The 26306-nt window shown below is 47.4% G+C and carries 21 protein-coding genes; 11 read left to right on the top strand and 10 right to left on the bottom strand.

All coding sequences use genetic code 11. From position 1 onward, the window contains the following. Positions 1-8: 8 nt before the first annotated feature. Positions 9-1688, bottom strand: a complete 1680-nt coding sequence (locus BUB19_RS16015) for a GMC oxidoreductase (RefSeq protein ID WP_073095595.1) — start codon at positions 1686-1688, stop codon at positions 9-11. A 129-nt stretch (positions 1689-1817) separates the two neighbouring features. After that, on the bottom strand, positions 1818-3098 hold the full coding sequence (locus BUB19_RS16010) for a nucleoside permease (RefSeq protein WP_073095593.1): 1281 nt from the start codon (positions 3096-3098) through the stop codon (positions 1818-1820). A 238-nt stretch (positions 3099-3336) separates the two neighbouring features. Here BUB19_RS16010 and BUB19_RS16005 point away from each other — a divergent pair, with 238 nt between their 5' ends. The 4 genes from BUB19_RS16005 to BUB19_RS15990 are packed head-to-tail and all read left to right on the top strand — an operon-like array spanning position 3337 to position 6770. Beyond that, a complete protein-coding gene (locus tag BUB19_RS16005; protein ID WP_178371513.1) occupies positions 3337-4503 on the top strand; it encodes a Gfo/Idh/MocA family protein in 1167 nt (388 codons plus the stop codon). A gap of 15 nt (positions 4504-4518) precedes the next feature. Beyond that, positions 4519-5574, top strand: coding sequence for a sugar phosphate isomerase/epimerase family protein (locus tag BUB19_RS16000; protein ID WP_073095591.1), 1056 nt, complete (start codon positions 4519-4521; stop codon positions 5572-5574). Positions 5575-5591: 17 nt separating this feature from the next. Next, a complete protein-coding gene (locus BUB19_RS15995; RefSeq protein WP_073095589.1) occupies positions 5592-6026 on the top strand; it encodes a c-type cytochrome in 435 nt (144 codons plus the stop codon). 3 nt (positions 6027-6029) lie between these two features. Next, complete coding sequence (locus tag BUB19_RS15990) at positions 6030-6770, top strand: 3-keto-disaccharide hydrolase (protein ID WP_073095587.1); 741 nt, start codon at positions 6030-6032, stop codon at positions 6768-6770. 81 nt (positions 6771-6851) lie between these two features. On the opposite strand, the gene BUB19_RS15985 is transcribed toward BUB19_RS15990, so the two are convergent. After that, positions 6852-9086, bottom strand: coding sequence for an NADP-dependent isocitrate dehydrogenase (locus tag BUB19_RS15985; RefSeq protein ID WP_073095585.1), 2235 nt, complete (start codon positions 9084-9086; stop codon positions 6852-6854). Positions 9087-9258: 172 nt separating this feature from the next. Between BUB19_RS15985 and BUB19_RS15980 the strand changes: the two genes are divergently transcribed. Beyond that, the gene (locus BUB19_RS15980) at positions 9259-9798 is read left to right on the top strand and encodes a CAP domain-containing protein (protein ID WP_084097371.1); all 540 of its coding nucleotides are present in this window, start codon (positions 9259-9261) and stop codon (positions 9796-9798) included. A gap of 412 nt (positions 9799-10210) precedes the next feature. Here BUB19_RS15980 and BUB19_RS15975 read toward each other — a convergent pair whose 3' ends face one another. Then, positions 10211-11443, bottom strand: a complete 1233-nt coding sequence (locus tag BUB19_RS15975) for a Fic family protein (protein ID WP_245802878.1) — start codon at positions 11441-11443, stop codon at positions 10211-10213. A gap of 300 nt (positions 11444-11743) precedes the next feature. On the opposite strand from BUB19_RS15975, the gene BUB19_RS24385 reads away from it, so the two are divergent. From BUB19_RS24385 to BUB19_RS15955, 4 genes are all read left to right on the top strand, one after another. Beyond that, on the top strand, positions 11744-11959 hold the full coding sequence (locus BUB19_RS24385) for a hypothetical protein (protein ID WP_073095583.1): 216 nt from the start codon (positions 11744-11746) through the stop codon (positions 11957-11959). Between the two features lie 29 nt (positions 11960-11988). Then, a complete protein-coding gene (locus tag BUB19_RS24545) occupies positions 11989-12267 on the top strand; it encodes a hypothetical protein (protein WP_245802873.1) in 279 nt (92 codons plus the stop codon). Between the two features lie 489 nt (positions 12268-12756). Beyond that, positions 12757-13674 (top strand): sugar phosphate isomerase/epimerase family protein, encoded by a 918-nt coding sequence (locus BUB19_RS15960; RefSeq protein ID WP_084097369.1) that lies wholly within the window; start codon positions 12757-12759, stop codon positions 13672-13674. 1 nt (position 13675) lies between these two features. Beyond that, on the top strand, positions 13676-16369 hold the full coding sequence (locus BUB19_RS15955) for a PVC-type heme-binding CxxCH protein (protein WP_245802872.1): 2694 nt from the start codon (positions 13676-13678) through the stop codon (positions 16367-16369). On the opposite strand, the gene panB is transcribed toward BUB19_RS15955, so the two are convergent. The 6 genes from panB to BUB19_RS15925 all read right to left on the bottom strand — a co-directional run bounded on the left by panB (position 16363) and on the right by BUB19_RS15925 (position 21130). Then, a complete protein-coding gene (gene panB, locus BUB19_RS15950) occupies positions 16363-17184 on the bottom strand; it encodes a 3-methyl-2-oxobutanoate hydroxymethyltransferase (protein ID WP_073095579.1) in 822 nt (273 codons plus the stop codon). The genes BUB19_RS15955 and panB overlap by 7 nt on opposite strands. Before the next feature lie 2 nt (positions 17185-17186). Beyond that, positions 17187-17690, bottom strand: a complete 504-nt coding sequence (locus BUB19_RS15945) for a phosphoribosyltransferase family protein (RefSeq protein ID WP_073095578.1) — start codon at positions 17688-17690, stop codon at positions 17187-17189. Between the two features lie 136 nt (positions 17691-17826). After that, positions 17827-18750: a ribosome small subunit-dependent GTPase A gene (rsgA, locus tag BUB19_RS15940; protein ID WP_073095576.1), complete on the bottom strand. Its 924-nt coding sequence runs from the start codon at positions 18748-18750 to the stop codon at positions 17827-17829. Continuing rightward, entirely contained in the window at positions 18735-19985 is a 1251-nt protein-coding gene (locus tag BUB19_RS15935; RefSeq protein WP_073095574.1) for a 3-deoxy-D-manno-octulosonic acid transferase, read from the bottom strand. Before BUB19_RS15935 ends, rsgA begins: the two co-directional genes overlap by 16 nt. 9 nt (positions 19986-19994) lie before the next feature. Continuing rightward, entirely contained in the window at positions 19995-20642 is a 648-nt protein-coding gene (locus BUB19_RS15930; protein WP_084097368.1) for an alpha/beta hydrolase, read from the bottom strand. Then, positions 20642-21130, bottom strand: a complete 489-nt coding sequence (locus tag BUB19_RS15925) for a cytidine deaminase (RefSeq protein ID WP_073095572.1) — start codon at positions 21128-21130, stop codon at positions 20642-20644. Before BUB19_RS15925 ends, BUB19_RS15930 begins: the two co-directional genes overlap by 1 nt. 447 nt (positions 21131-21577) lie before the next feature. Here BUB19_RS15925 and BUB19_RS15920 point away from each other — a divergent pair, with 447 nt between their 5' ends. After that, on the top strand, positions 21578-24673 hold the full coding sequence (locus BUB19_RS15920; protein WP_073095570.1) for a SusC/RagA family TonB-linked outer membrane protein: 3096 nt from the start codon (positions 21578-21580) through the stop codon (positions 24671-24673). 12 nt (positions 24674-24685) lie between these two features. Continuing rightward, entirely contained in the window at positions 24686-26083 is a 1398-nt protein-coding gene (locus BUB19_RS15915; protein ID WP_073095568.1) for a SusD/RagB family nutrient-binding outer membrane lipoprotein, read from the top strand. Positions 26084-26306 lie beyond the last annotated feature (223 nt).

The following is a 26306-nucleotide window of genomic DNA, read 5'->3' as shown; positions in this document are numbered from 1 at the left end:
TTTGGGTGTTACAAATTGCCTTTCTTGAGTTCTTCCACGGCGAAATTCGCCGCTCTGGCAGTCATGGCCATGTAAGTCAGGGAGGGGTTTTGCGCTGCAGCTGATGCCATGGCGGCACCATCAGTCACAAATACGTTTTTGGCATCCCAGACCTGGTTGTTGCCATTCAAAACAGAAGTTTTGGGATCTCTTCCCATCCTTGCTGTACCCATTTCGTGTATTCCTTGTCCGAAAGTGTATCCCCTGTCATAAGTAGACACATCTTTTACGCCGGCGGCTTCCAGCATTTCTGCGGCATCGTTCATCATGTCTACCCGCATTTTCTTTTCGTTGTCGCGGATTGCTGCGTCCATTTCCAATACATACATGCCCCATTTGTCCTTCTCGGTTTTACTGAGTTTGATGGTGTTGTCATGATAAGGCAGTATTTCCCCAAAGGCAGTCATGCCAATGGTCCAGGCACCGGGTTCGGTAAGCTCAGCCTTTAGCGGGGCACCAAAATCAAGCTCGGCTACCGTACGGCTCCATCCCTGACGGCTTGCGCCGCCCTGATACCCAAATCCGCGAACGTAGTCTCTGCTTTCGTCTCCGACATTTCTGTAGCGGGGCACATAAAATCCTCCGGGCCTCCTGCCAAAATAATATTTGTCTTCATAGCCCTCTATGGTGCCATTGGCGCCAAGGCGGAAATGATGGTCCATCACATTATGGCCCAGTTCACCCGAACTGCTGCCAAGACCCTCCGGCCATATATCAGTAGCAGAACGCATCAGCACTGCTGTTGAGTTGAATGCGGATGCGCACAGAAATACTACTTTGGCGTCAAATTCGTAAGTCTCGTTTGTCTCCCCGTCGAGTACTTCCACTCCGGTAGCCTTTTTGCTGTCTTTGTCATACAGTACCCGGGTAACGATTGACCAGGGCCGAAGTGTGAGATTACCGGTGGCCTCTGCCGCCGGAAGGGTAGAGGACTGGGTGCTGAAGTAGCCCCCAAAGGGGCAACCCAGGGAGCATTTGTTGCGGTATTGGCAGCCCGGTCTTCCCGGAAGAGGCTGTGTGATGTTGGCCACCCGGGCATTGGTCATCACCCTGGATCCGCCAAAGTGGTTCTTCAAGCGGTCAGCGACATCTTTTTCCACGCAGTTCAATGGAATCGCCGGCATAAACTCTCCATCTGGCAGAATATCCAACCCATCCCTGTTGCCGGAAATTCCTGCAAATTTTTCTACGTAACTGTACCAGGGTGCCAGATCCTTGTAGCGAATTGGCCAATCTACTGCAATTCCCTGCTTTGCATTGGCCTCGAAATCTATATCTGCCCAACGGTAACTTTGCCTGCCCCAAAGCAGGGAGCGCCCCCCAACCTGGTAGCCACGGAACCAGGTAAACGGCTTCTTTTCGATATACGGTGAATCATCCTCATGTGCCCACCAGTCCAGATTAAGTTCGTTCAGCACGTAATCTCTCCTCAGGTTGGGATGGTTTTCCAACATTTCGATTGTCCTTCTGCCCCGGTGGGGAATTTCCCAGGGAGCTTTGGTTGCGTTTTTATAATCTTTGACATGCTCTACATTGGGGCCCCTTTCCAGGAGGAGTACCTTCATTCCCTTCTCTGTCAGCTCTTTTGCTGCCCATCCGCCGCTGATTCCGGAACCAACGACAATAGCATCATAACTTTGATTAGCCATATAAATGATTTGTTTATTTTAGGTATTGCAATACTATTGATATTTTTAAAGAATTCGTATGATTTTATCCCTTTACTAGTTTTATTTTTCCTTATTTATAAATGCTCTAAATTAGGATCCCGTTATATGCTACTCCGTTGATAACTCTCTGGATTGCTGAATGTTTTTCACACTTTTCCTCAATGCACTTGCCCTCCGGAAGTCATTGTCTTTGAAAAAAACCACAAACAAAATGGTGACTACGAAGGCTATTCCAGATGGGATCAGCCAGATTTGCTGCCAATCGTGAACGCCATCAGCCAAATACAAATCCGAAACAAATCCGGCGATCCAAAAGCCAATCAACATGCCTATTCCATATGTGGCGAGAGTGATCAGGCCCTGTGCCGCACTCTTGTACCTCGGTCCTGCCTTTGAATCGGTATAAATCTGTCCCGATACAAAGAAGAAATCGTAACATATCCCATGCAGCGCGATTCCGATGAGCAAAAGGTAAGTTCCCTCTCCGGCATCCCCAAAAGCAAAAAACACATACCGTATTACCCAGGCCAGCATGCCTACCACCAGGGTGGTTTTCAGCCCAAACTTCTTAAAGAAGAAAGGCATCAGTAAAAGGAACAATACCTCTGATACTTGCCCGATGGTCATTTTACCGGTGGGATTGGACAGCCCTACTTCCGAAAGAAAGGGATTGGCATTCTGGTAGTAAAATGCCAGTGGAATACATATCAAAACAGATGAGATGAAAAATATGGCAAAATCTTTATCTCTTAACAGCTTTAGCGCATCCAGACCGAGTAGTTCTGAAACAGATTGCTTTTCGTTGTTTTTTGCTGCGGGGGGCGTCTTCGGAAGGGTAAAAGCAAAAAGTCCGAGCACAAGGGAAGATATGGCGGACATCAGAAAAGTGTACCGCAGCATGCCCTGATCAATGGCTTCCGGACTGTCCCAGACAAAGAAAAAACTGATCATCAGACCCGATGCTATCCAGCCTATGGTGCCCCAAACGCGGATACTGCTGAATTCTTTCGAAGGATCTTTCATTTGGCTGAAGGATACAGAATTGGCCAGGGCCAGCGTGGGCATGTATATGAGCATATACAGAAACACATAGGGATAAAATGCGGCGAAACTGTCAGAAACAAACATCAGGTACATCAGCACCGCTCCAAGGAGATGGAGTATTCCCAGGATTTTTTCCGCATTGAAATACCTGTCTGCAATCAGGCCAATGATAAAGGGAGCAATGATGGCTCCAAATGACTGGGTGGAAAATGCTGCAGCCAACTGAGCGCCGTTGGCATCCAGGTTGTTGCCCAAAAATGTACCTAGCGTGACGTACCAGGATCCCCAGACAAAAAATTCCAGAAACATCATCAGAGAAAGCTTTATTCGGTTGTTGGTCTTCATGTTTTTTCAGGATTATAGTTTTTGCCCGGGTAATCAGCCTTCAAACTATTGTGGGATTTATTTAAATTTAAGCCAATTTAATGTAAATTTATCATTTCGGAAAGTGAGAAAGGTATGCCTGGGCCGGTGTTCCGGCGTTTTTGAACATCAGCTCCGGTCATTGTCTTTTTTCAGCGCGAAAATAAAGATAGAAGATTCATTCGAACTAAAAAAAACCAGTAAACCAAAGATCAGAATAATGAGCAAGAGAAAACTAAAAATGGGCATGATCGGTGGCGGGCCCGGATCCTTTATCGGGGCAGTGCACCGGATATCGGCTGCCATGGATGGTATCATAGAATTGGCTGCAGGAGCTTTTAGCAGCAGTCCTGAAAAATCTGCAGAGACCGGTAAAGAACTTTTTTTGCCTGCAGAAAGGGTTTATGGCTCCTATGATGAAATGTTTGCCAAAGAAAAGCAATTGCCGGAAGAAGAGCGGATAGATTTTGTTGCCATCGTTACGCCAAATCATGTACACTTTGACCCCACCAAAAAGGCTCTTGAAAATGGGTTTCACGTAGTGCTGGACAAACCCATGACTTTTAATTATGAAGAGGCAAAAGAACTCGATAAGATCATTCGCGAAACAGGCCTGTTGTTTTGCCTGACCCACACCTATACCGGCTACCCCATGGTAAAGGAGGCAAAGCACCTGATCGCTACAGGAGTATTGGGCAAAATCAGAAAGGTTTATGTGGAATATCCCCAGGGCTGGCTATGGACAACTTTGGAAAAGACCGATTACAAACAAGCCATCTGGAGAACAGATCCGAATAAAAGCGGCATTGCCAATTGCATGGGAGATATCGGGACCCATGCGTTTAATTTGGCAGAATATGTGAGTGGCCTGAAGCTGACAAAGCTTTGCGCTGATTTAAACATAGTGGTGGAAGGGAGAACCCTGGATGATGATGGAGCAGTATTGCTGAAATTTGATAACGGCGCCTCGGGGGTATTGATGGCCACCCAGATCGCTTCAGGTGCGGAAAACAATATTAAAATCAGGGTGTTTGGAGATAAGGCCGGTTTGGAATGGGAACAGGATAATGCCAATTCCCTGATCGTGAGGCATCCGGAAGCCCCGGATCAGATCTATCGTACGGGGGGCAATGTACCCTACCTTTCTTCCTGGGCTATGGAAAATATCCGTACCCCGGGCGGGCATCCGGAAGGATACCTGGAGGCTTTCGCCAACCTGTACCGCAATTTTGCCCGATGCCTGTACGCAAGGAAAAATGGAGAAAAGCCACTGAAAGAATGGGAAGACTTTCCGGGTGCAGAAGACGGACTCCGGGGCATGGCTTTTGTAGAACATGTGGTGAAGAGTGGGAAATCTAACGAAAAATGGACTAAATTTGAACTTTAAAAAACAAAGACCCTTATGAAAACCATTAAAGGACCAGCCTTATTTTTGGCACAGTTTGCAGATGATGTAGCGCCTTTCAATAACCTGAAGGACATCTGTACCTGGGCAGCAAGTATTGGATACAAAGCCGTACAGATCCCGACCTGGGATGCAAGGCTCATCGACCTCCAAAAGGCTGCAGAGGACATGGATTATGTCAAAGAAATCCAGGCTACGGTAAAGGCTGCCGGCGTGGAAATATCTGATTTTTCTACCCACCTCCAGGGGCAGCTTGTGGCTGTCCACCCGGCCTACAATGAATTGTTCGACGCTTTTGCACCGACTGAGCTTGCCGGCGACCTGAAAGGCAAGCAGGAATGGGCCGTCCAGCAATTAATGTGGGCAGCCAAAGCATCCAAAAATTTCGGAATGAACACACATGCCACCTTTAGTGGTGCGCTGATGTGGCACACCGTCTACCCCTGGCCACAACGACCCGCAGGGCTGGTAGATACCGGCTTTGAGGAGTTGGCCAAAAGATGGCTTCCCATTCTGGATGAATTTGACAAATACGGAGTAGACGTCTGTTATGAGTTGCATCCCGGAGAGGACCTGCACGATGGCGTTACCTTTGAGCTGTTTCTCGAAAAAGTGAATCACCACAAAAGGGCCAATATCCTCTACGACCCCAGCCACTTTGTGTTGCAGTGCCTTGATTACGTGGAATTTATTGATATTTACAAAGACCGGATCAGGATGTTTCATGTCAAGGATGCCGAATTCAATCCCACCGGCAGGCAAGGTGTATACGGCGGCTATTCCAGTTGGGTGGAAAGAGCCGGCAGATTCCGTTCCCTGGGAGATGGGCAGGTAGATTTCAATGCCATTTTCAGCAAATTGTCTCAGTATGGCTTTGATGGCTGGGCAGTATTGGAATGGGAATGCGCCTTGAAACACCCTGAAAACGGGGCCATAGAAGGTGCCAAATTTATCAGTGAAAAAATCATCCGCGTGACGGAGAAAACATTTGATGATTTCGCTTCTACCGGTGCTGATGAGGGATTGAATAAAAAAATATTGGGAATCAATTAATCTATCTATAACAAACAATGAAGTTGAATTTTAAATTAAATCTGTCCCTTATTGCTGGTGCAATGTTGGCAGTATCCTGCGGAGGATCCGGCGGTGGTAGTTCTGAATCAGAGACGACTAGCAGTACGCCTGCAGCTACTCCCGAGCCACCGAAAGAGGTAAACCTGGAAGAAAAGTACAAGGATGACCCAGTATTTATCCGGGGAGTGGAGTTAATGAAGCAGAATGACTGCCCCAGTTGCCACATGATCGAAAGAAAAATTGTAGGGCCATCCTATGCTGACGTGGCAGCAAAATATGAGTCTACTGAGGAAAATGTTGAAATGCTCGCCGGCAGGGTCATTGCTGGTAACGTGGGCGAGTGGGGAGAAATCCCTATGCCTGCCCATCCGGCTTTGTCTGAAGACGATGCCAAAGACATGGTCAGGTATGTACTATTGCTAAAAAAGTAACTCATGTTTAGAAATAATCTATCAGTAGCGGTATTGGTGTCGGTGGCGGCTTGGAGTTGCGGTCCGGCAACGCAGGAAAATGGTGCTTCTGAGGAAAATATCGAGGAGATAATTGTGACAGAAGAAGAATGGATCAGTCTTTTTGACGGCAACAGCCTCACCGGCTGGACCGGGTATGGCAAAGACCAACCCGGGGAGGCCTGGGAAGCGGCAGATGGCGTGCTTTATTTTAATTCAGCAAAGAAGGATGAAGGAGCCAGCGCAGGTGATTTGGTTACCAGGGAAAGTTTCGGGGATTTTTACCTGGAGCTGGAATGGAAAATCTCAGAAAACGGAAACAGTGGCATCATGTTTCATGTACAGGATAATGGTGAATATGGAGCGCCCTACTTTACCGGACCGGAATACCAGTTGCTGGACAACGATGGCCACCGGGATGGGCAGATAGTCACCCACCGAACTGGTGATCTGTACGACCTGATCGAGTCCTCTGAAGAGGCTGCCAAACCTGTAGGGGAATGGAACAAGTCAGAAATCAGGGTAGAAGACGGGCAACTGCAGTTTTTCCTGAACGGGGTAAAAACTGTGGAGGCTACGCTTTGGGATGAGCAATGGAAAGCCATGGTAGCGGATAGCAAGTTTGCCCAATGGGAAGATTTTGCTACCTTCAAAGAAGGCAAAATCGCACTGCAGGACCACAATGACGATGTCTGGTTCAGGAATATCCGGATCAAAAGATTGTAGTATTAGTTTTTTATTAAGAATAGAAAAGCCGCTGAAATCAGCGGCTTTTTGTGCGTAATAAAGTAAATGGACTTTATCAATCTAAGCTACAATGGCCTCAAGAATCTTGTTCAAGGTAGCACTGGGCCGCATCAGTTTGGAGGTCTTATCTTCATCGGGACGGTAATAACCGCCGATATCCATGGGCTTGCCCTGCGCCCCGATCAGCTCCTCGTTGATGGCTTTTTCCTTCTCTACCATCTCTTTGGCTACCGGGCCAAATATCTTTTTCAAGGCTTCATCATCTTCCTGATTGGCCAGGGCCTCTGCCCAGTACATGGCCAGGTAAAAATGACTACCCCTGTTGTCTATCTCATTTACTTTTCTGGATGGAGATTTTCCTTTTTCCAGAAATTTAGCGGTAGCCTGATCCAGGGTTTTCCCAAGGACCTTTGCCCGCTTGTTATCAAACGTATCGCCCAGATGGTCCAGAGACACCGCCAATGCCAGAAACTCGCCTAAAGAATCCCACCTGAGGTGGCCCTCTTCTACAAATTGCTGAACGTGCTTGGGCGCAGATCCACCCGCACCTGTTTCAAACAAGCCTCCACCATTCATCAAAGGGACGATGGAAAGCATCTTGGCACTGGTGCCCAACTCCAGGATAGGGAACAAATCGGTAAGGTAATCTCTAAGTACGTTTCCCGTAACGGATATGGTATCCTTTCCGGCTTTGATCCTTTCCAGGGAAAACCTGGTAGCGTCAACCGGAGACATGATTCTAATGTCCAGGCCGCTGGTATCGTGGTCTTTCAGATATTTTTCTACTTTTCGGATCAATTCCGAATCGTGGGCCCTGTTTTTATCCAGCCAAAATACGGCAGGAGAACCGGTGGCCCTGGCCCGGTTCACGGCCAGTTTTACCCAATCCTGAACCGGCGCATCCTTCACCTGACACATCCTCCAGATATCGCCCTTTTCAACAGGATGTTCAAAAATCACTTTTCCACTTGCATCAGTTACCTTCACTGTCCCCTCCGAAGGGATTTCAAAGGTTTTGTCATGAGAACCGTATTCCTCAGCCTTTTGTGCCATGAGTCCTACATTGGGTACAGATCCCATGGTGGTAGGGTCAAAAGCACCATGTTTCTTGCAAAAATCTATGGTTTCCTGGTATACGCCTGCATAAGAACGGTCCGGGATGATGGCTTTGGCATCCTGCAATTGATTGTTTTTGTTCCACATCTGACCGCTGGAGCGGATCATGGCAGGCATGGAAGCATCGATGATCACATCACTGGGCACATGGAGATTGGTAATGCCTTTGTCGGAATTGACCATAGCCAGGTCCGGGCTGTCTGCATAGCAAGCCTCAATATCGGCTTCTATGGCTTTCTTCTTGTCAGCAGGCAATTCGTCCAGAGCGGAGAGTACCGCAGCAAAGCCATTATTGGGATTTACACCAAGTTCTTTTAGTGTCGCTGCATGCTTTTCAAATACAGGGGCGAAAAAGACGGTAACCGCATGCCCGAAAATGATGGGGTCTGAGACCTTCATCATGGTGGCTTTCATGTGCAGGGAAAAAAGTATCCCCTGTTTTTTAGCTTCCTCTTTTTGTTCCTGCAGGAATTTTCTCAATGAGCGGGTGCTCAACACGGCGGCATCGACCACTTCCCCAGCCTGAAGGGCAAGCTTCTCTTTCAATATTTTTTTGCTGCCATCCTTAGCCATCAATTCGATTTTTACCGAAGTGGCTTCCGGAATGGTTACAGACTTCTCACTGCCATAAAAATCTCCTTCTTTCATGCTGGCCACATGGCTTTTTGAACCGGAATCCCATTTGCCCATGCTATGGGGATTATTTCTGGCAAACTGCTTGACCGCTTGTGGTGCCCGGCGGTCTGAGTTCCCTTCACGAAGTACGGGATTTACGGCAGATCCTTTTACCTTGTCGTACTTGGCCTGGATGTTTTTTTCCTGCTCGTTTTTAGGTTCATCAGGATAATCAGGAAGCGGATATCCCTGACCCTGCAGTTCTTTGATTGCCGCCTTCAATTGGGGTAAGGAGGCACTGATATTGGGCAGTTTCACAATATTGGCCTCGGGCGTTTTGGCGATATCTCCCAGTTCGGCCAATGCATCATTGATCCTTTGATCTGCTTTTAAAAATTCCGGAAAAGTAGCGATGATCCTACCGGAAAGGGAGATGTCCCTGGTCTCCACCACCACACCGGCCGAATCGGTAAAAGCTTTGATAATGGGCAATAAAGAATAGGTGGCCAGAGCCGGTGCCTCATCAGTCAATGTATAAAGTATTTTTGGGGTTTTGTCACTCATATGGTTATTTGTTTTCTGATTTTCGTTAAAAATGAATGTCGATTTAAAATCGGTGGCTAAAATACGAAAAAAAAATGTATTGGCAGCCCGGACTTTCAGAATAACCCGAATTCTCCTTTAGCCAACAAAATTGAACCTGCCTCGTTTAGAAATGCTATAAAGACTTGGTCCTATGGCAATGCATCTGATTCTATTTTGGCTGTTCCTGACCGGTGGAGCAGCCGTATCCCCAGACTTTCCTAATGTTTCCCCGAATGAAAAACAACTGTTTGAGCTGATCAATACCTACCGGCTGAGCCGGGGACAGGAAGCAATTCCCCTTTCAACAGCCCTGACAAAAGTAGCACAGATCCACGCCAAAGACCTGATGGAAAACTACAAGCAAAGCAAGCGCTGCAACATGCACTCCTGGTCAAAGGAAGGAGCCTGGACGGACTGCTGCTACAAGGACAACCACAAAGACCCCAACTGCATGTGGGACAAACCCAAGGAAATCGCAGGATATGATAGTCCCGGATACGAAATTGCCTACTGGCACTCTGCCGCCGCCCTGCCGGAAGAGGCCCTGGAAGTATGGAAAAAAAGCCCGGGTCACCATGCTGTCCTGGCCAATTTGCCACCTTTTAACGCTGCCAACTGGAAAGCCATGGGGGTAGGAATCTATAAAGAATATGCGGTGGTCTGGTTTGGGGAGATGGAGGATATTATTTAAAGCCTTATAAAAAGTTGCACCACAGATTACGCAGATAAACACAGGTTAACCGGGTATAAATACATTTGAAAATCCGAAGTGAATCGAATCAATACACAACGAATTACTAGCATAGGCGGAGATAAAAGCAGAAATAATCTGTGAAAATCTGTGCCAATCCGTGGTAAATCAAAAAAGGACACCACAGATAGCTCAGATTAACCCAGATAAAAAACGCCACTGGGTAAAGTCTGCCACTTCACCCTGCTATCTTCGGGGTTACAAACAGATAAGACCCGCCAAAAAGCCATTTGCAATGGCTTAGCCGGGACATTTAATTGAACGAAATTCCTTACTTCTTTTCGATGGGTCCGGCATTACAAATACCTCAGATTTCGTTTGTGAATGGTTTCCAGGTTGATTTTGTGTGCATTCACCATTCCCCGGAATCATTCAGGTTAAGCGAATACTTTGTGCTTCTGCCTCCTCCGGTGGAAAGAAAGACCCGTTTTTCGGCCAAATCCTGTAAATCTCTTGTAGCAGTGGCTTTTGATGTCCTGGAAAGGGCCGTATATTTCCGGGCACTCATGCCTCCTTCAAATCCCTTTGGTCCTTCTTCTAACATCCGACGTACTACTTTTAACTGTCTTTCATTTAGGAGAGGGGTATACCGATCAAAAAACCGGGTTTTCTTTAGGGTGAAATCAATTAACCTTTCCGCCTGCTCCTGCGCTTGCATTGCCATAGACAGGAAGTAGGCAATCCAGGATGTCACTTCATTGGATCGCTGTGCTTTCTGTAATGCGTCGTAATATTCTCTTTTGTTCGCTTCTATCGCCTGCGAAAGACTTAAAAGAACAGGTCGCTTGAGGTACTGAGACAAGGCTTTTTCTGATAAGGCACGGCCAATGCGGCCATTTCCATCCTCAAAAGGATGAATGGTTTCGAAGTATAAATGAGCGACGGCAGCACGCACCACGGGCTTTTTTATTTCTTTTTTGCCCCCTGGTCCTGTTTCATTAAACCAATTGATAAAACCGGCCATTTCCTTGGGTACATTACTGGACGGTGGGGCCTCAAAGTGAATTTTTTCTTTTCCTAAAGCTCCGGATATTACCAGCATTGGCTCTTCATGAGATCTCCAATCACCAACGGTGATACCTTTACTGCCTTTCATAATCATACGATGCCAGGAGAAAAGTTTCTCTTCCGTTAAAGCTTCGTGAAACGTATTGCGCACATCCACCATCAGTGCGGCTGCACCTTGGGCCCGCAAATCATTCACCTGCTGCTGTCCCAAACCCAGCTGATTACGAATAGAGGAAACAATGTCCTGCCGGCTCAAATATTCGCCTTCAATCTCCGATGTTTTAATGGCCTCGGATACCATCAGATCAATAATGGCGTCATTTTGCGTTTCTTTAGGCAAACCCTTCAAAAGGCCACTGACATGACCTGCTTTTTCGGAAAACCTAAAGAGCAGTGGTTCTACTTCGCGTAAACGATAGTGAAAACGGGGCCAGTCGTTTAGTTGCCAATTATACCCCATGAGCCGATTATTTTTGTTATTTGGCTCAAATATAATAAATTTATGAGGTGAATAAAAGCTAATTCGGCTCAAAAATAAAAATAAATCGATGTGCATTGTTGGTGAAAAAAGTTGCATCACAGATAACACAAATTCGCACAGCGTAATTATTAGAGGATAGGACAATTTCGGTGTTAAAAAATCTGTGAAAATCTGTGCGAATCCGTGGTGAAAAAGTGCGCCACCGATACCACAGATTCGCTGCAATAGTAAAACCCCGCCCGAGGAAGCTTTTCACCATCTGAATAGGACAAACGAGGTAGAAACCTTCAAGAGCTTATCCACAGACTTCCCAAAATACTTTTTTCAGGTAGCATTATTTTATATTGCTTTTTATAAAAACTATTTTGTAATTTTACTTTTTGTAAAAATCAATCTATGGAAAGTCTGATTCGAAAATCTGAGCGTAAAGCCAGTTTCGTCAAAGGGAAAAAAAGAAGATACCTCTATGGACAAATTGATTGGGAGCAAAAACTGATCATTGTTCTTGGCTACAGGGGTTCTGGCAAAACAACCCTTCTTTTGCAATACCTTTCCGCTATCCAAGGGAAAGGTATTTATTTAAGTCTCGATGAATTTTTACCAAAGGGGTAAGTTACCTTCAAAAGCCGGAAAAGATCTATTTGCAAAACCCCAACTTTATTTACCTGTTTTCTCCAACGATGGCCAATATAGGTAATGTCCGTGAAACATTTTTCCTCAATCAACTAACAGCTGTTCATTCGGTGACGGCTCCTAGGTATGGCGACTTTATGGTCGATGATACCTATGTATTTGAGGTGGGCGGAGCTTCCAAAACCAGCGAACAGCTTCAGGGAGTCCCCCAGTCTTACCTGGCACTAGATATAGCCGGGGGAAGTAATCGGAGAATCCCCCTTTGGTTATTTGGTATGTTGTACTAGGAGAATCCCTGCCTGCAAATAGGATCGCAGCACAGATTCACATAGAGGAAAGGTCAATTTTGGGAGCTAAAAAATGGGTGAAAATCGGTGTGAATCCGTGGTGAAAAAAAAGGATGCACCTCAGATCAAAACAGGCAAAAAATCAGAGACTGGGTGAAGTATCCCACTTCACCCTAATATCTCCCGGGTCACAAGCAGTTTAGATCCGCCCGAAAGCCATTTGCAATGTGTAAACCCACACTTAAACAGGAATGACTTTCCTAACCTAACGTTCTGTCCATGGAGCCGGCTTTGCAAATGCTTCGGCTCTCATTTGTCAACGGAAATTAGTCATGTAGTTGCTCCCTATATCCTGTCTACCTCGGAAGCTAAAAAATTGCACTTGCTTCCCTTAAACCCAAATTAGTAGCGCAGGAAGGATTAATGCTACCAAATACCCTTACAGATTTTAAATTTTAGTACTTTAGGAAACTAAATAAAAAGCAGCGCATGAAAAACTTAAACCTTCAGGATTCAGCGCATGACCGGCGTAATTTTCTTAAAAAAGCGGGTCTGGGAGTAGCAGGCCTGGCATCTTTTCAGGCAGCATCGTTGGCAAATTCCCGGCATTCAACAAGCCAGGCAAAAAAAGTGGAATTGGCCATTGCCACCATTACCTGTGACGGTTTTGGGGATGAAAATTTTGAAAAAGCATTTCAGGTCATTCCTCAACTTCCCTTTAAAAACGTGGAGTTCAACTGCTGGTATGGCAGAAACCTAACCCCATCAGGTATCCGAAGCATACAGGAACGCTGCGATCAGCATGGCCTGACACCCATCTGCGTACAGGGCAGTTCCTTTGGTGCCGAAGGCAATATCATCAAAGACGTCACCCACAAACTCTGGAACATGCAGGCCGCTAAACAACTGGGATGCCGAAGGGTGAAATTTACGGGATCCGGAAGGGGAAAAGCCGGTGGTCTGGAGGCGGTGATTGAGGTCCTCAAAGAAATTGCCCCCGCTGCCGAGGACATGGATGTATTGGTGTTGGTAGAAAACCACGCCGACAATAACCTGGAATTTATCGAAGATTACGAGAAAATTTTTGATACCGTTAATTCCAGCCATGTAGGCATGTGCATGGACAATGCCCACTTCAACGGATCCAATGTAGACCTGATGGAGGTGGTGGATAGATTTCATGAAAAAATCCTGCACATAGACATCAAGGATACCGAAAAAATGGGTGTCCATAAGGTGGTCAATTTTGGAGAGGGCGTTACGGATAACGACGGCGTGATCCAAAAAATGCTGGAGCATGGCTATGAAGGCTACCTGCTGGTAGAAATGGCACCGCCAATCAATGAGGCTACCCTGGTAAAAGACCTGACCCGTGCTTACCGTTTGTTCGAAAAATATCAATCCTGATATGTGGCACTGTCTTACCCACGTCTGCAGCCTATTCCCTGGCAACAAATGGATCACTCCGATTCCTAAAGGCAATAGCTCTCTGCTCGGGCTGCTGCTTTTGATTGTTGCCTGCGGGAAAGGTAATGATAACGCGGAACCGCTGGTAGTGGACGGAGTCAGGGTTTTGGATGAGCGGCTGGAATTGACCCTGATGAAGCAGGCTCCTGAAATTGTCACGCCTATTGGAATAGCGGTGGATGAAAAAGACAGGGTATATGTCTTGGAATCCCATACTCATTTGCCGCCCAAAGACTATGATGGGCCAGACCATGATATCATAAAAGTATATGAAGACAGCAATGGAGACGGGATCTGGGACAAGGAATCCGTCTTTGCAGAAGGATTGTTTGAGGGTTTGAATATCGCTTTTTCTCCTGAAGGACATTTGTATGCAGTTACCTCTAAAGAGGTCTGGAAATTCTATAATGAGGATGGAGACGGGATCAGCGAAAGACGCGAAAAACTGATGGCATTTACCCAACCCAAACAGGTCTATGCCCATGCAGCCCTCCTGAGCATCACCTTCGACACGGACGGATACATGTACATCGGCCGGGGAAATACTGGTGCAGCACACTGGATTTTACAGGGAAGCGATGGCAAGGAAGTCTCAGGATACGGAGATGGTGGCAATATTATTCGCTCCAAAACGGATGGCTCAGAACCCGAAATCTTTTCTACCGGCTACTGGAATCCCTTTGACCTGAAGTTTGACAATTACGGCCGTTTGCTGGTGGCAGACAACGACCCCGACAGCCGTGGCCCCAACCGGCTGGTACATGCGGTAGAGGGCTCTGATTTTGGCTACCAATCACTGTTTGGAGGCAGCGGGATTCACCCTTACCTGGCCTGGAATGGGGAGTTACCCTCCACCCTGCCTTATGCGGTTCCTTTGGGTGAATCACCTTCTGGACTGCTGAACGCCAACCTGGGCAGACTGCCTCAAGATTACCATGATCAGATGCTCTGTACCATTTGGGAAGAAAGCAATATTGTCCGCATTGCCATGGAAGAAAAGGGCCTGTCCGTTCGCGGATCCACGGAGGTGATAGTGCAGGGGGGTGAGGACTTCAGGCCGGTGGCTTTTGCCGCTGACAGTAAAGGCAATATCTATTTTACCGATTGGGTGGAAAGGGTATACCCCAATCACGGGAAGGGCAAAATATGGAAGCTTTCGGCAAAAAAAAATACAGAACTTTTGGCGCAAAGAAGCTTGTACGATTCCCCAAAAGCCAACGCAAAGGTGAAACGTTTAAACCAATTGCTTTCCGATCCGACTGATTTTGACCAGCATTTCAAAAACCTCCAATCCGATGATCCTTTTTTAAGGCATACTGCGGTGGTGGGTTTAAGCAGGGAGCTGCACAGGGAAAAATTGGCGCAGAACCTGGAAAATGAATCTGCGGAAGTGCGAATGGGCGTAATGCTGGCATTAAGGGATTCGAAACATCCCGATGAGGCAGCGCTTGCCCGGCAGTTTTTGGAAGATCCTGATCCCGAAATCCGGAAAATGGCACTGATATGGCTAGGCAGCCAGGGCTTGGTCTCTCAAAAAGCAAATCTAGAATTGGCCCTCAGCACTGGCGAGTTTACGACAGCATTGTTCGAAACCTATCTGGAAACGGTAAAACTTTTGGAGCCACAATTCCAGCAGGCATACCAGAATAAAGAGGAAGAAATCTCCAAGCGGATCCCTCTAGAATTACCAGATGATTTCATTGCGGGAATAGTCCGTGATCCTAGCCATCCTTCTCAAATGAGAGCCTATGCCCTCCGGTATCTGGAGGATCCGGCGGAGCAGAAAGACCTGCTACTGGATTTTTTATTTCTGGAAGAAGAGGAAGACCTGCTACTGGAAATTATCCAGACCCTGGCCAATGTACCTGATCCACAGGTGGCGGATGCCCTGCTTCAGGTCAGTTTATCAACAAATAAACCCATCAACCTACGGGCAGAATCGCTTTCAGCTCTCTCCCGACAGCCCCTGGAGTCCTGGAGGGAAATTATTCCGCTATTGGAGGTTTCCAGTGAAAACCTGGCCATAGCCACAGCAAGGTACCTGCGGAACAAAAGCGGAGAAGATGAGGTGAAACAAGCCATGGAACGGGTATTGAACGACGGCAGCAGTTGTGACAGCGAAGGCCTGCGGCAGCAGCTAACGCTGGCCTTGTCACAGGATACCGGCAAACGACCAGATACTGAGGATTTAGATGCGTGGAGCTCCCTACTTGAAGGTCCGGCAGACCCGGACCGGGGCAGGAGGGTATTTTATTCCAACAATTCGCTTTGCTCCACCTGTCATGTAGTAGCTGCACGCGGCGGAGACCTTGGACCCGACCTGAACAATGTGGGCAAATCAAAGGACAGAAAGGGACTGATCGGTTCAATACTGTTGCCTTCAGCCGAAATGAGTCCGGAATGGCAAGGCTGGTACATAACGATGAAAGATGGCACCCGGTATGATGGCCGGCAAATAGATGTGGGCTATGACAATATCAAGTTGTATACCCAGGCAGCGGGGTTTATCCAGGTAAAAAAAGCGGATGTTTCGGAATATGGCATGTCAAAAGCATCCCTGATGCCGGCAGGCCTGGAAAAGCGGCTAAGCAATCAGGACCTGAAGGATTTACTGGCCTTTCTGGAAAGTCAATAGCTCTCCTTTTCGTTGGGAAAATCCTTTGCTTTTACATCTTTGATGTAATTGCTGACGGCCTCGTGCATGATGCCCCGAATATCGGCATATTGCCGGAGAAAACGGGGTTGAAACTCCTGGGTGATGCCCAGCATATCGTGCAGGACCAATACCTGCCCGTCCACATCCGGGCCGGCCCCAATTCCGATTACAGGTATGCTGAGCTGGTCGGCAACCTTTTTGGCCAGCCTGGCGGGAATTTTTTCCAGTACGAGGGCAAAACAGCCACATTCTTCCAGGATTTTGGCATCTTCCAGCAATTTATTGGCCTCATCTTTTTCCTTGGCCCTGACAGTGTAGGTGCCAAATTTGTAAATGGACTGGGGGGTAAGGCCCAGATGACCCATGACAGGTACCCCGGCGCTTAAAATCCGGACCACGGATTCTTTAATCTCCGCTCCGCCCTCCACCTTGACGGCATGGGCTCCTGACTCTTTCATGATGCGGATCGCAGAGCGAAGGGCTTCGGAGCTATTGCCCTGATAGGAGCCAAAGGGAATGTCTACCACTACCAATGCCCTTTCCACAGCCCGCACCACTGAGGTGGCATGGTAAATCATCTGATCCAGGGTAATGGGCAAGGTGGTTTCGTGACCGGCCATGACATTGGAGGCTGAATCTCCCACCAAAATCATATCTATACCGGCACCATCTACTATTCCTGCCATGGAAAAATCGTATGCCGTAAGCATGGATATCTTCTCCTTTCGCTTTTTCATCTCCTGCAGGATATGGGTGGTGATCCGCTTCAGATGGGTGGATTGGTGTACAGACATGGCTAATGCAGGTGAACGGTGGAGGCTTCTGGTTTTAAATCTACTACAATGTGTTCGCTTAGCGTAGTCGCCAGTTCGAAACCGGTATAGTCCGGAGAAACCGGAAATAATTTGTGACTTCGGTTTACCAGTACTGCCACTTCTATTTGTTTCACATTTTGCTCCAAAAAGGGCACCATGGCATAAGCGAGGGTTTTACCGGTATTCAGTACATCGTCTACCAGAATGATGCACTTCCGGCCAAAAGGTCCTTTATCCGAAAGGGTCACCTCGCCTATCTTTGGATCGGATTTATCCAGTGTCACAGCGATGAGCTTCACTTCCAGGGGTGATATTTCCCTCAGCTTATCTGCAATCAGTTGGGCAAGTGTCTGTCCCATGCCCGTCAAACCGGCAAAAACCAGCGCTTCTTCTCCCGAATTGCGTTCATAGATTTCATAGGCTATCCGCACGATCTTCTGTTGGATCTGCTTGTGGTTCAACACCAGTGTTTTGGTTTCACTCATGGGCCATTTAGGATTTTACCCGAACACATGTTTGGGTGGAATAAAAAAGGAAATTACTTCAAAAGAAAATGATTTCAAAGTATCGCTGCTGTTTTACCCCTGCAGATAGCCTGCCCGGGTAAGCCACTTCAATGAATTACCGATGATCATCTTCCTCATACAGAATTTTCAGGTAGCTTTCATAGCGATAAGGGTGGATGTATCCCTGTTCCAGCATCTCCAGTACCTTGCAGCCGGGCTCATTGACGTGCTGGCAATTGTTGTACTTGCATTGGCCCAGGTATTTTCTCAAATCAACAAAGTAGTGAGAGAGCTCTTCATCTCCGATATCCAGAATCCCAAATTCCTTGATACCGGGTGTATCGACGATAAAACCATCTTTGCCAAAAGCAAACATCTCTGCGAAAGTGGTGGTATGCGTTCCCTTCGCGGTTGATTTGGATACCGGTCTGGTGCTCTGCATGGCCGAAGGTACCAATCGATTGAGCAGGGTAGACTTGCCCACTCCGGAATGTCCGGTCATTAGTGTGGTTTTTCCTTTCAGGCTTGCACTCAATGCAGCTGCCAGGTCCGCATCCTTCAGAGCCGAAAGAAGGACTACCGGATAGCCGAGCGGCTCATAAATTTCCCGGATCAACGCGGCATACTCCTTGTCTTTCTCTTTAATGATCTCATCCGATTTATTGATGATAATGCTGGCCGGAATCCTGAAACTCTCCGTGCTCACCAAAAAGCGGTCAATAAAACCAAGAGAAGTTCTGGGGTTGCGTACCGTCACCACCAGATAAGCCTGGTCTACGTTGGAAGCCAGGATATGCGAAAAGTGCTGCTTTCGGGTGGATTTTCGGATGATGTAGTTTTCACGTGGAAGGATTTCCTGGATTACTGCGGTATCCTGCTCATTTTCCATCTGCAGGAGCACATAATCCCCCACAGCAATGGGATTGGTGAGTTTGAGCTCATCCTGCTTGAACTTCCCCCTTAGCCGGGCTTTTATCAGGCCCTCCGGGCTTTGCACCTCGTACCAGGATCCCGTCGTTTTGATTACCCTTCCTTCCATGTGGTCTGCTTGATGATATCTATGGTTTTTGCTGCGCTGCCCAAATTAGCATGAAGCAGCTTTCTGGCAGCCTGACCCGCCTTTTGATAGGCCTCTGGCTGCATCAATTGGTTCATGGTTTCTGCCAGCCTGGCCTTATCGCTGACCGGGAAGCCGCAGCCATATTCCTTGCTGATGCCAGCTTCCGGAAACTTTGATACCTGTCTCAGCTCCCCAAACATTACCGGGATGCCAAATGAGAGTGGCTCCAGAATATTGTGCAAGCCTTTACCAAAAGCCCCTCCCACATAGGCCCATCGGCCAAACTGGTAAAGGGAGGAAAGCATGCCGATATTGTCGATGAGCAATACCTGCCAATCACTTTGTTCATGCACATAGGCCGAGTACCTGATACAGCGCTTTTGAATGGCTCGTTCCCAGCGCTGAATCCATGGGCCGTGAATATCGTGGGGTGCAATGATAAATTGCATGTCCGCCGACTCGTTGATCCAGGGTATCAGCAGGTCCATGTCTTCCTGCCACACGCTGCCCAGCACCATTACAGGTGCTGTGATCCTCTGTCTGATCTCCGGAAAAGACTTCGGCTGCGCGCTGATACGGGCCACATTGTCATACCTTGGGTCTCCTGTGATGGCTACCCGGGTCATGCCGATTCCCTCCAAAAGATCTTTTGACCGGCTGTTTTGGGTAAAGATATGGTCAAATTGGAAGAGAAGTCTTCGGAAAAAACTTCCGTACCACTTAAAATAAACCTGTTCCTTTCTAAATGCTGCCGCCACCAGAAAGAGCGGCACACCATTTTTCTTTAATGCTTCGATATGATTGGCCCAAAGATCATATTTGACAAAAATAGCCATATCAGGCGAAAGAATTTGTACAAACCTTCTTGCATGGCTACCGGTGTCGGTGGGAATATAGGTAATGTAATCCACCCAAACCTGTCTTTTTTTAATCGCCTGTTCATAGCCCGAAGGGCTGAAAAAGGAAACGGCGACTGCCCAAAAAGGATATTTCTCCTTGAAGGCAGCAATCACCGGTTTCGCCTGTTCGTATTCCCCCAGCGATGCCACATGAAACCAGACCAGGGGGCTGGGATGCTTTTTTCTGAATGCCTCCAGTTTTTTAAACAAGCCGGCTCTACCCGCTACCCCCTGTTTCAACCTGGGAGACCAATAGCTGCCCAGCTTCATCAGGCTGTCCAGCATTACCATCCCCAGTTGATATAAAATCTTCATGGGGCAAAATTACATCAAAAATATTTCTTTGAGCAATCCGGGATCCAGTTCATGGCCTCCGGGATAAGGTTTGATTTGTAAATGGGTGAGGCCTGCAGCCGTAAATTGATTTATCTGCTCCTTGAAATTTTGACTTTTAAGAAAAGCGTCGTCTTCCCCCATTGCGGCGATTACCCGGCTATTGGCCAACGTATTCCGCAGCAATGCCGGATCCAGGTCATGGGCCGGAGCACCTCCCCAGAAAACGACCTTATCCAAATCCAGTTCAGCCTGACAGATCCACCGGCTCATGGTAGCGGCTCCCTGAGAAAAGCCCAAAACATGTATGGATTGGAGTTGGGGAAGTTGCTGGTGCAGGTTTTTCATCAGGGCATTGAGGTAGCTGTTGGCATTGGCCATATCAACTTCCCGCTCATGTTTGGTCATCCAGTTGGCACCCACCCTTCCGGAAAAACCCTGCAGGTAAAAGCGGTTGAGTCCCTCCGGAGCCACAATCAAGGTATTGGGATCAAAAAGCGGCGAAAATTTTCGGAGAAAAAAATTACCTAACTGCCCGTAACCATGAAAAACCAGCCATAGGCAGCTTTCCTGACCAGATGGTTGATGGCTCAGGTGGTACGAATGCTGTTGTTCGTAATATACAGTACGACGGATCATTACTGATTGAGGTCTTCAAATTTGAAAGGAAGTAAGGCATCAATCCCGTTGGCCTGAAGTACCGTACCATCTGGCCGGTACATCAGTATCTCAATGGGATGTTTGAATTTCATTTCATACTCACTGATGCTCTGCCTGCAGAGGCCGCAGGGGCTGACCGTGGCAAATCCGCTGTTGTCGGACTTTTGGGCCACGATGGCCAGAATCGCCGGTCTCAAATCGGGCTGATTGGCATGGGTGTACCCCAGCAGGATCCGCTCTGCGCATACCCCCACTGGAAAACAGATGTTTTCCTGGTTGTTGGCCGTGAAGATTTGTCCATCCTCCAGTATTACCGCAGCTCCTACGCGGAAATTGGAGTAGGGAGCATAAGCCTTGCCGCTTGCCTTTTTTGCCCCGGCTATCAGCTCGCTGCGGATCGCATCCAGTTCAGTAAGGGGAATAACCGATAAGGTTTGGGTAAAAGTGATCTTTTGATTCTCTTTCATCTGTAGGTAATTGGACTTTTATCGGTCAGATGCTTTTCCCGATCCCACATCGGGAGAATCCCGCATCATCAATCATGCCTTTTAATGTTATTTTTGAATGGTTTACGGAAGACTGCCTCAATGTTATCGCTGATTGGTCCTTTCACGCATCAACATGAATGCAGAATCTACACATAAAATTTGATTTTTTACTTTTTCCTTTGGTGAAAGACCGGAAAAAATTCAAAAATATTTATCCGTTTCTGGATCAATTTGTTTTTTTTATGTTTAACTTAATTTATTAATTCCTGAAAATTTTAAACCAAAAAAAGATACTAAAGTTTAAAAAGGCTGATTAGTCATTAAAAAAGCAGCTTGACTAAGCGTTTTTCTCACAATTTTCATCAAAACTGGCCTAATATTAACGAATCCATAATTAAGTTTGCCCAACTATTAAATCAAATTCACATGAGTAAACATTTTACCTTTTGTTTAGTGCTAATCAGCTTGCTTTTGCTTCAGCTGCCCTTAATGGCCCAGCAAAGGAGCGTTAGTGGAAAAGTGACCTCCACAGAGGATGGAGAAATTCTCCCCGGGGTCAGTATCGTGATTGAGGGAACCAGCACCGGGACAGTGTCGGACATCGACGGAAATTACTCCATCGATGTTCCGGGGCCCGATGCGGTTCTGGTGTATTCCTTCATAGGTTTTGCTTCCCAATCCCGGCAGGTTGGTAACAATCAGACCCTCAATGTAGCCTTAAGTCCGGAAGCCGGGGATCTGGATGAATTTATCGTCACTGCATTCGGCATTTCCCAGGAGAAAAAATCACTGGGATATGCAGCCCAGAGCATAGATTCGGAAGCGATCACCAAAATGAAACAGCCCAACCTGGTCAATGCACTGCAAGGCCAGGTAGCTGGTGTACAGGTCACCAATTCGGGAGGTGCTCCGGGCCAATCTGCCCGCATCATCATCAGAGGCATTAACTCCCTGGATCCTGGTGCGGATAACCAGCCGCTCTTTGTGGTGGATGGTGTCCCTGTGGACAACTCCACCATTGAATCCTCAGGCACTCCCAGGGGCCTATCCAACCGGATGGCTGATGTCAACCCGAATGATATTGAGTCCATGTCGGTACTAAAAGGAGCTGCGGCCACAGCGCTCTACGGTGTACGTGCGGCGAATGGTGCCGTTATCATTACCACCAAAAAGGGGAAAGAAGGACAGATCAGGGTCAATTACAATGGATCCGTGGGCTTTGAAGCGCTCAATCGTCTGCCGAAGTTGCAGGACGAATATGGCCAGGGATTTAGCGGAGAATACGATCCCAGCAGTTTCTGGCCTTCCTGGGGGGCGCCCATTGCTGAAGTACAGCAGACGGTACCGGATCACCGCTATCAGGACAACTGGAACAGGGCGTTTAACACCGGAGTGCAGATTGACAACAGCGTAAGTATCTCCGGAGGAAATGAGAAAGCCACCTTCTATGGCTCTATCGGTAGCCTCACCCAGGAAGGGATTATCCCCTTCTCTACCTGGGACCGAACCACGGCCAAGTTATCGGGTTCTGTAAAGGCCAACGAAAAATTTGACTTCTCCGGCTCCATCAATTTCTCAAATACTGGAGGAAACCGCGTGCCCCATGACCGCTTTATGGAGCGGATGATGTATTGGTCAGAGACTACCGATGTGAGGGATTACATCAACGAGGATGGTACCATGCGTACCTACAGCAATACCAACCCTATCTACGACGCCCGTTTTGCTACCTATGAAGATGATGTTAACCGGATCATCGGTAATATTAACCTGAATTACAACCCTACCGACTGGCTGTCATTCTCCTACCGGCTGGGAAATGATTTCTACAGCGATACCCGTACGGAAATCACCCCGGGACCAAAGGGAATAGACGGAGAAGTGGCTTTGAGCTCTACCGGCCTTTTGGAAGAGACACGGATCAACAGCAGAGACCTTACGTCCAACTTTTTTATTACCCTGAAGAAGCAATTCAATTCCGATTGGAATACCAGCTTGAGGTTGGGAAATGATATTTTTGAAAGGCGATTTGACGAAGTTACTGCCAGAGGAGAAAATTTTGTGATCCCTGAGTTTTATAACCTCAACAATACCACCCAGATTTTTGCCAGTCAACGGAAACGATTAAGAAGGCTGGTAGGCTTTTATGGTGACCTGATGGTGGATTATAAAAATTACCTATTTCTGAATATCACCGGAAGGAATGACATTTCCTCCACCCTACCCAAGGATAACAACTCCTTCTTTTATCCTTCTGTAAACCTGGGCTATGTCTTCAGTGAAAACCTGACCCTTCCATCATGGGTTACATTTGGTAAGTTGAGAGCCTCCTGGGCGCAGGTAGGTAAGGATACCGATCCGCATATACTTGGTGCGACCTATGCCTCCCCTGACATTTTCCCCCTTAACGGCCAGGTAGGCTTTACCAGGAATTCCGTATTTGGAGACCCCAACCTGAGACCGGAACAAACCACCTCTCTGGAATTTGGCCTGCAGACAGCCTTCCTGGACAATAGGGCCAATTTTGATGTCACCTATTACAAATCTAACGCCAGGGACCAGATCATTCCGGTTCCGATTTCCGATGCCACAGGCTACTCCTCCTACATTACCAATGCAGGAGAAATAGAAAACAGTGGATTTGAATTTATACTGGGTGGTACTCCCGTACAAACAGGAGATTTTTCCTGGAACATCAGTGCCAACCTGTCGATCAACAACAACGAAATCAAATCCATCAGAGAGGGAATTGATGAGATTGTGGTCGGCAGTCAGTTTGGCTATGTGGGTTCCACCGTTACCATGAAGCTGATTGAAGGAGAAGCATACGGTAATATTTTCGGTAGTTCTTACCAAAGGTTTGGATCCGATCCGGACAACCTGTTTCTGGACCGAAGTCTGCCGGTTATTATAGGTGCCAATGGTTTCCCTGTGCGAACCGGCACCCAATTGGTGCTGGGAAATGCCGTACCGAAATGGATCGGAGGTATACGAAATGATTTTACCTACAAAGGTTTTGAGCTTTCGTTTTTGGTAGATTTCCGTACAGGAGTGGAGCAATACAACCAGTTTAACAATTTCCTCTCCGCTTTTGGGAAGAATGAATTCACCGAAGCCCGGGAAGATTTCAGGGTATTTGAAGGCGTATTGGCCGACGGCTCGCCCAATACCCAGGAAGTATGGCTCGGGCAGGGCGTTGGACCTGACGGGGTGGATTATGGTGCCGGCTACTGGAGAAACCATTACAGGACCACCAGCGAGAACTTTGTATCAGATGCCAGCTTCATCAAGTTGAGAAACCTGACTTTGGCTTATAATCTAAACCCTGCTATTTTAGGAAGTACGCCATTCCGATCCGCCAGGGTATCTGTAGCCGCCAATAACATCATTCTGTATACTCCCTGGGACGGCTTTGATCCGGAATCTTTTTCTGCCGGAGCCGGAGGCAATGCGATAGGCTTTACCGGCCTTGGCTTTCCAGGAGTACAGAGCGTATTCTTTAATTTGAATCTTGGACTTTAATTTTCAGCCATTATGAAATCGATATATAACCGAATATTTGGTCTTTTACTGCTACTGGGTGCTTCTTCCTGTGAGGATTTCCTCGATGTGAACGAAAATCCCAATAATCCCCAGGATGCGCCAATTACGGGATTAATGACCAATGCCACTTATGAAACGGCATTGAATGTACAACGTATCGGAAGCATCACCTCAAACTATGTACAGTACCTGGCCTCCCCCAATCCTGCCAGTGCCTCAGATGTCATGGAGCCACTTAACTACAGCGGCACCTGGTTTAACCTGTACAATGTCATGACCGATCTGACCGATTTGATCAGTAAAGCAGAGGAATCGGACGCCGGCCATTACCTGGGTGCCGGTCAGATTTTGATGGCCCTGAACCTGGGAATGACGGTGGATATATTTGGGGATGTGCCCTATTCTGAGGGTTTTGACTTCAGTGCCGTTACACCTGCTTATGATGACGACGAACAACTCTATGCGGAAGTTTTAAGCCTGCTCGACCAGGGTATTCAAAACCTGGCCGGAACTACAGCCATTTCCATCGGCGATGATGATTTTATCTTTCAGGGAGATGTAGACAGCTGGATAAAATTCGGTAATATGCTCAAAGCCAGATTCATGTTGCATACGCCAGACGCCAGTGCCAATGAATTGCTTTCTGCCATAGACAACGGTTTTGAAGGTAATGAAGACGATGCCTATGTAGAATTTTTCGAGCAGCGCTTTAATCCCTGGGCACAAGTCGCCATCAACAATGAAAACCTGCTTCTGGGAGGATGGATCTCCACCCAATTTATTGAGGCTTTGGATGGTACTTCCTACCCTGCTGTCGATCCCAGACTGCCACTGATGATTGGAACCACAGATGATGGCGAATTTATCGGTGTGCCCAATGGTGCGGGCCGGGGAAATGCCCCGGAACAAGGAGCCCGTTCTACTTTGATACCCGGTCAGTATTACACCTCAGAGCTTTCCCCTCTTTTGATCGCCACCTTTGCAGAGCAAAAGTTTATTGAGGCGGAAGCGGCGCTGAACAGCGATCCCAACCGGGCCTATGCGGCCTATTTGGCAGGTATTGAAGCCCATATGGACATGCTGGAAGTACCTGAGGGTGAAAAGGAAGCTTATTTATCCGACCCAGGTGTAAGCATGGGAGCAGGCTCCCTGACTCTGGATGATATCATGAAAGAAAAATGGGTGGCCCTATTCCTGCATCCTGAAACCTGGAACGATGCCCGCAGGTTCGATTATGGCTACAAGGACATGACCTTGCCGGCCAACCTCAATACGGACTTAAACAATCAGTTTATTCGCAGATTGCCTTATCCGGACAATGAAGTGAGCAGAAACGGTCAGAATGTGCCAGAGGTAAGCCTGCTGGACAGGATCTGGTGGGATGAGTAAGCCATAAACCTGCTTCTTATATCTTATTCAAGTCTCCTGCAATTTTGGGGGAGACTTTTATGTTTTTTCATCTGTGTACGCCTGGCAAAGGGTTCGCTGACGGAAATGAATGGCCAGTGGACACGTAAGCTGGGAGAAGCATAGGCTAAAAGATGAGTAGGCTGGGCGAAGTTTGTAACTTCTCCCTTGTATTTCCGAGCCTGCAAACAGAAAATGCTTGCCA

Source organism: Cyclobacterium lianum, from assembly GCF_900143075.1.
Taxonomy (GTDB): Bacteria; Bacteroidota; Bacteroidia; order Cytophagales; family Cyclobacteriaceae; genus Cyclobacterium; species Cyclobacterium lianum.
The sequence above is the reverse complement of the archived record's forward strand: the minus strand, read 5'-3'. Positions and strand labels throughout refer to the sequence as shown.

What these genes read in the sequence shown, in the direction of transcription:
- rsgA (WP_073095576.1), bottom strand. Translation starts at nt 18,750, where the DNA reads ATGGAAGGAAGGGTAATCAAAACGACGGGATCCTGGTACGAGGTGCAA.
- BUB19_RS15955 (WP_245802872.1), top strand. Translation starts at nt 13,676, where the DNA reads ATGTGGCACTGTCTTACCCACGTCTGCAGCCTATTCCCTGGCAACAAA.
- BUB19_RS15935 (WP_073095574.1), bottom strand. Translation starts at nt 19,985, where the DNA reads ATGAAGATTTTATATCAACTGGGGATGGTAATGCTGGACAGCCTGATG.
- BUB19_RS16010 (WP_073095593.1), bottom strand. Translation starts at nt 3,098, where the DNA reads ATGAAGACCAACAACCGAATAAAGCTTTCTCTGATGATGTTTCTGGAA.
- BUB19_RS15960 (WP_084097369.1), top strand. Translation starts at nt 12,757, where the DNA reads ATGAAAAACTTAAACCTTCAGGATTCAGCGCATGACCGGCGTAATTTT.
- panB (WP_073095579.1), bottom strand. Translation starts at nt 17,184, where the DNA reads ATGTCTGTACACCAATCCACCCATCTGAAGCGGATCACCACCCATATC.
- BUB19_RS15930 (WP_084097368.1), bottom strand. Translation starts at nt 20,642, where the DNA reads ATGATCCGTCGTACTGTATATTACGAACAACAGCATTCGTACCACCTG.
- BUB19_RS15990 (WP_073095587.1), top strand. Translation starts at nt 6,030, where the DNA reads ATGTTTAGAAATAATCTATCAGTAGCGGTATTGGTGTCGGTGGCGGCT.
- BUB19_RS15920 (WP_073095570.1), top strand. Translation starts at nt 21,578, where the DNA reads ATGAGTAAACATTTTACCTTTTGTTTAGTGCTAATCAGCTTGCTTTTG.
- BUB19_RS15925 (WP_073095572.1), bottom strand. Translation starts at nt 21,130, where the DNA reads ATGAAAGAGAATCAAAAGATCACTTTTACCCAAACCTTATCGGTTATT.
- BUB19_RS15945 (WP_073095578.1), bottom strand. Translation starts at nt 17,690, where the DNA reads ATGAGTGAAACCAAAACACTGGTGTTGAACCACAAGCAGATCCAACAG.
- BUB19_RS16000 (WP_073095591.1), top strand. Translation starts at nt 4,519, where the DNA reads ATGAAAACCATTAAAGGACCAGCCTTATTTTTGGCACAGTTTGCAGAT.
- BUB19_RS16015 (WP_073095595.1), bottom strand. Translation starts at nt 1,688, where the DNA reads ATGGCTAATCAAAGTTATGATGCTATTGTCGTTGGTTCCGGAATCAGC.
- BUB19_RS16005 (WP_178371513.1), top strand. Translation starts at nt 3,337, where the DNA reads ATGAGCAAGAGAAAACTAAAAATGGGCATGATCGGTGGCGGGCCCGGA.
- BUB19_RS15975 (WP_245802878.1), bottom strand. Translation starts at nt 11,443, where the DNA reads ATGCAACTTTTTTCACCAACAATGCACATCGATTTATTTTTATTTTTG.
- BUB19_RS15985 (WP_073095585.1), bottom strand. Translation starts at nt 9,086, where the DNA reads ATGAGTGACAAAACCCCAAAAATACTTTATACATTGACTGATGAGGCA.
- BUB19_RS15980 (WP_084097371.1), top strand. Translation starts at nt 9,259, where the DNA reads ATGGCAATGCATCTGATTCTATTTTGGCTGTTCCTGACCGGTGGAGCA.
- BUB19_RS24385 (WP_073095583.1), top strand. Translation starts at nt 11,744, where the DNA reads ATGGAAAGTCTGATTCGAAAATCTGAGCGTAAAGCCAGTTTCGTCAAA.
- BUB19_RS15995 (WP_073095589.1), top strand. Translation starts at nt 5,592, where the DNA reads ATGAAGTTGAATTTTAAATTAAATCTGTCCCTTATTGCTGGTGCAATG.
- BUB19_RS15915 (WP_073095568.1), top strand. Translation starts at nt 24,686, where the DNA reads ATGAAATCGATATATAACCGAATATTTGGTCTTTTACTGCTACTGGGT.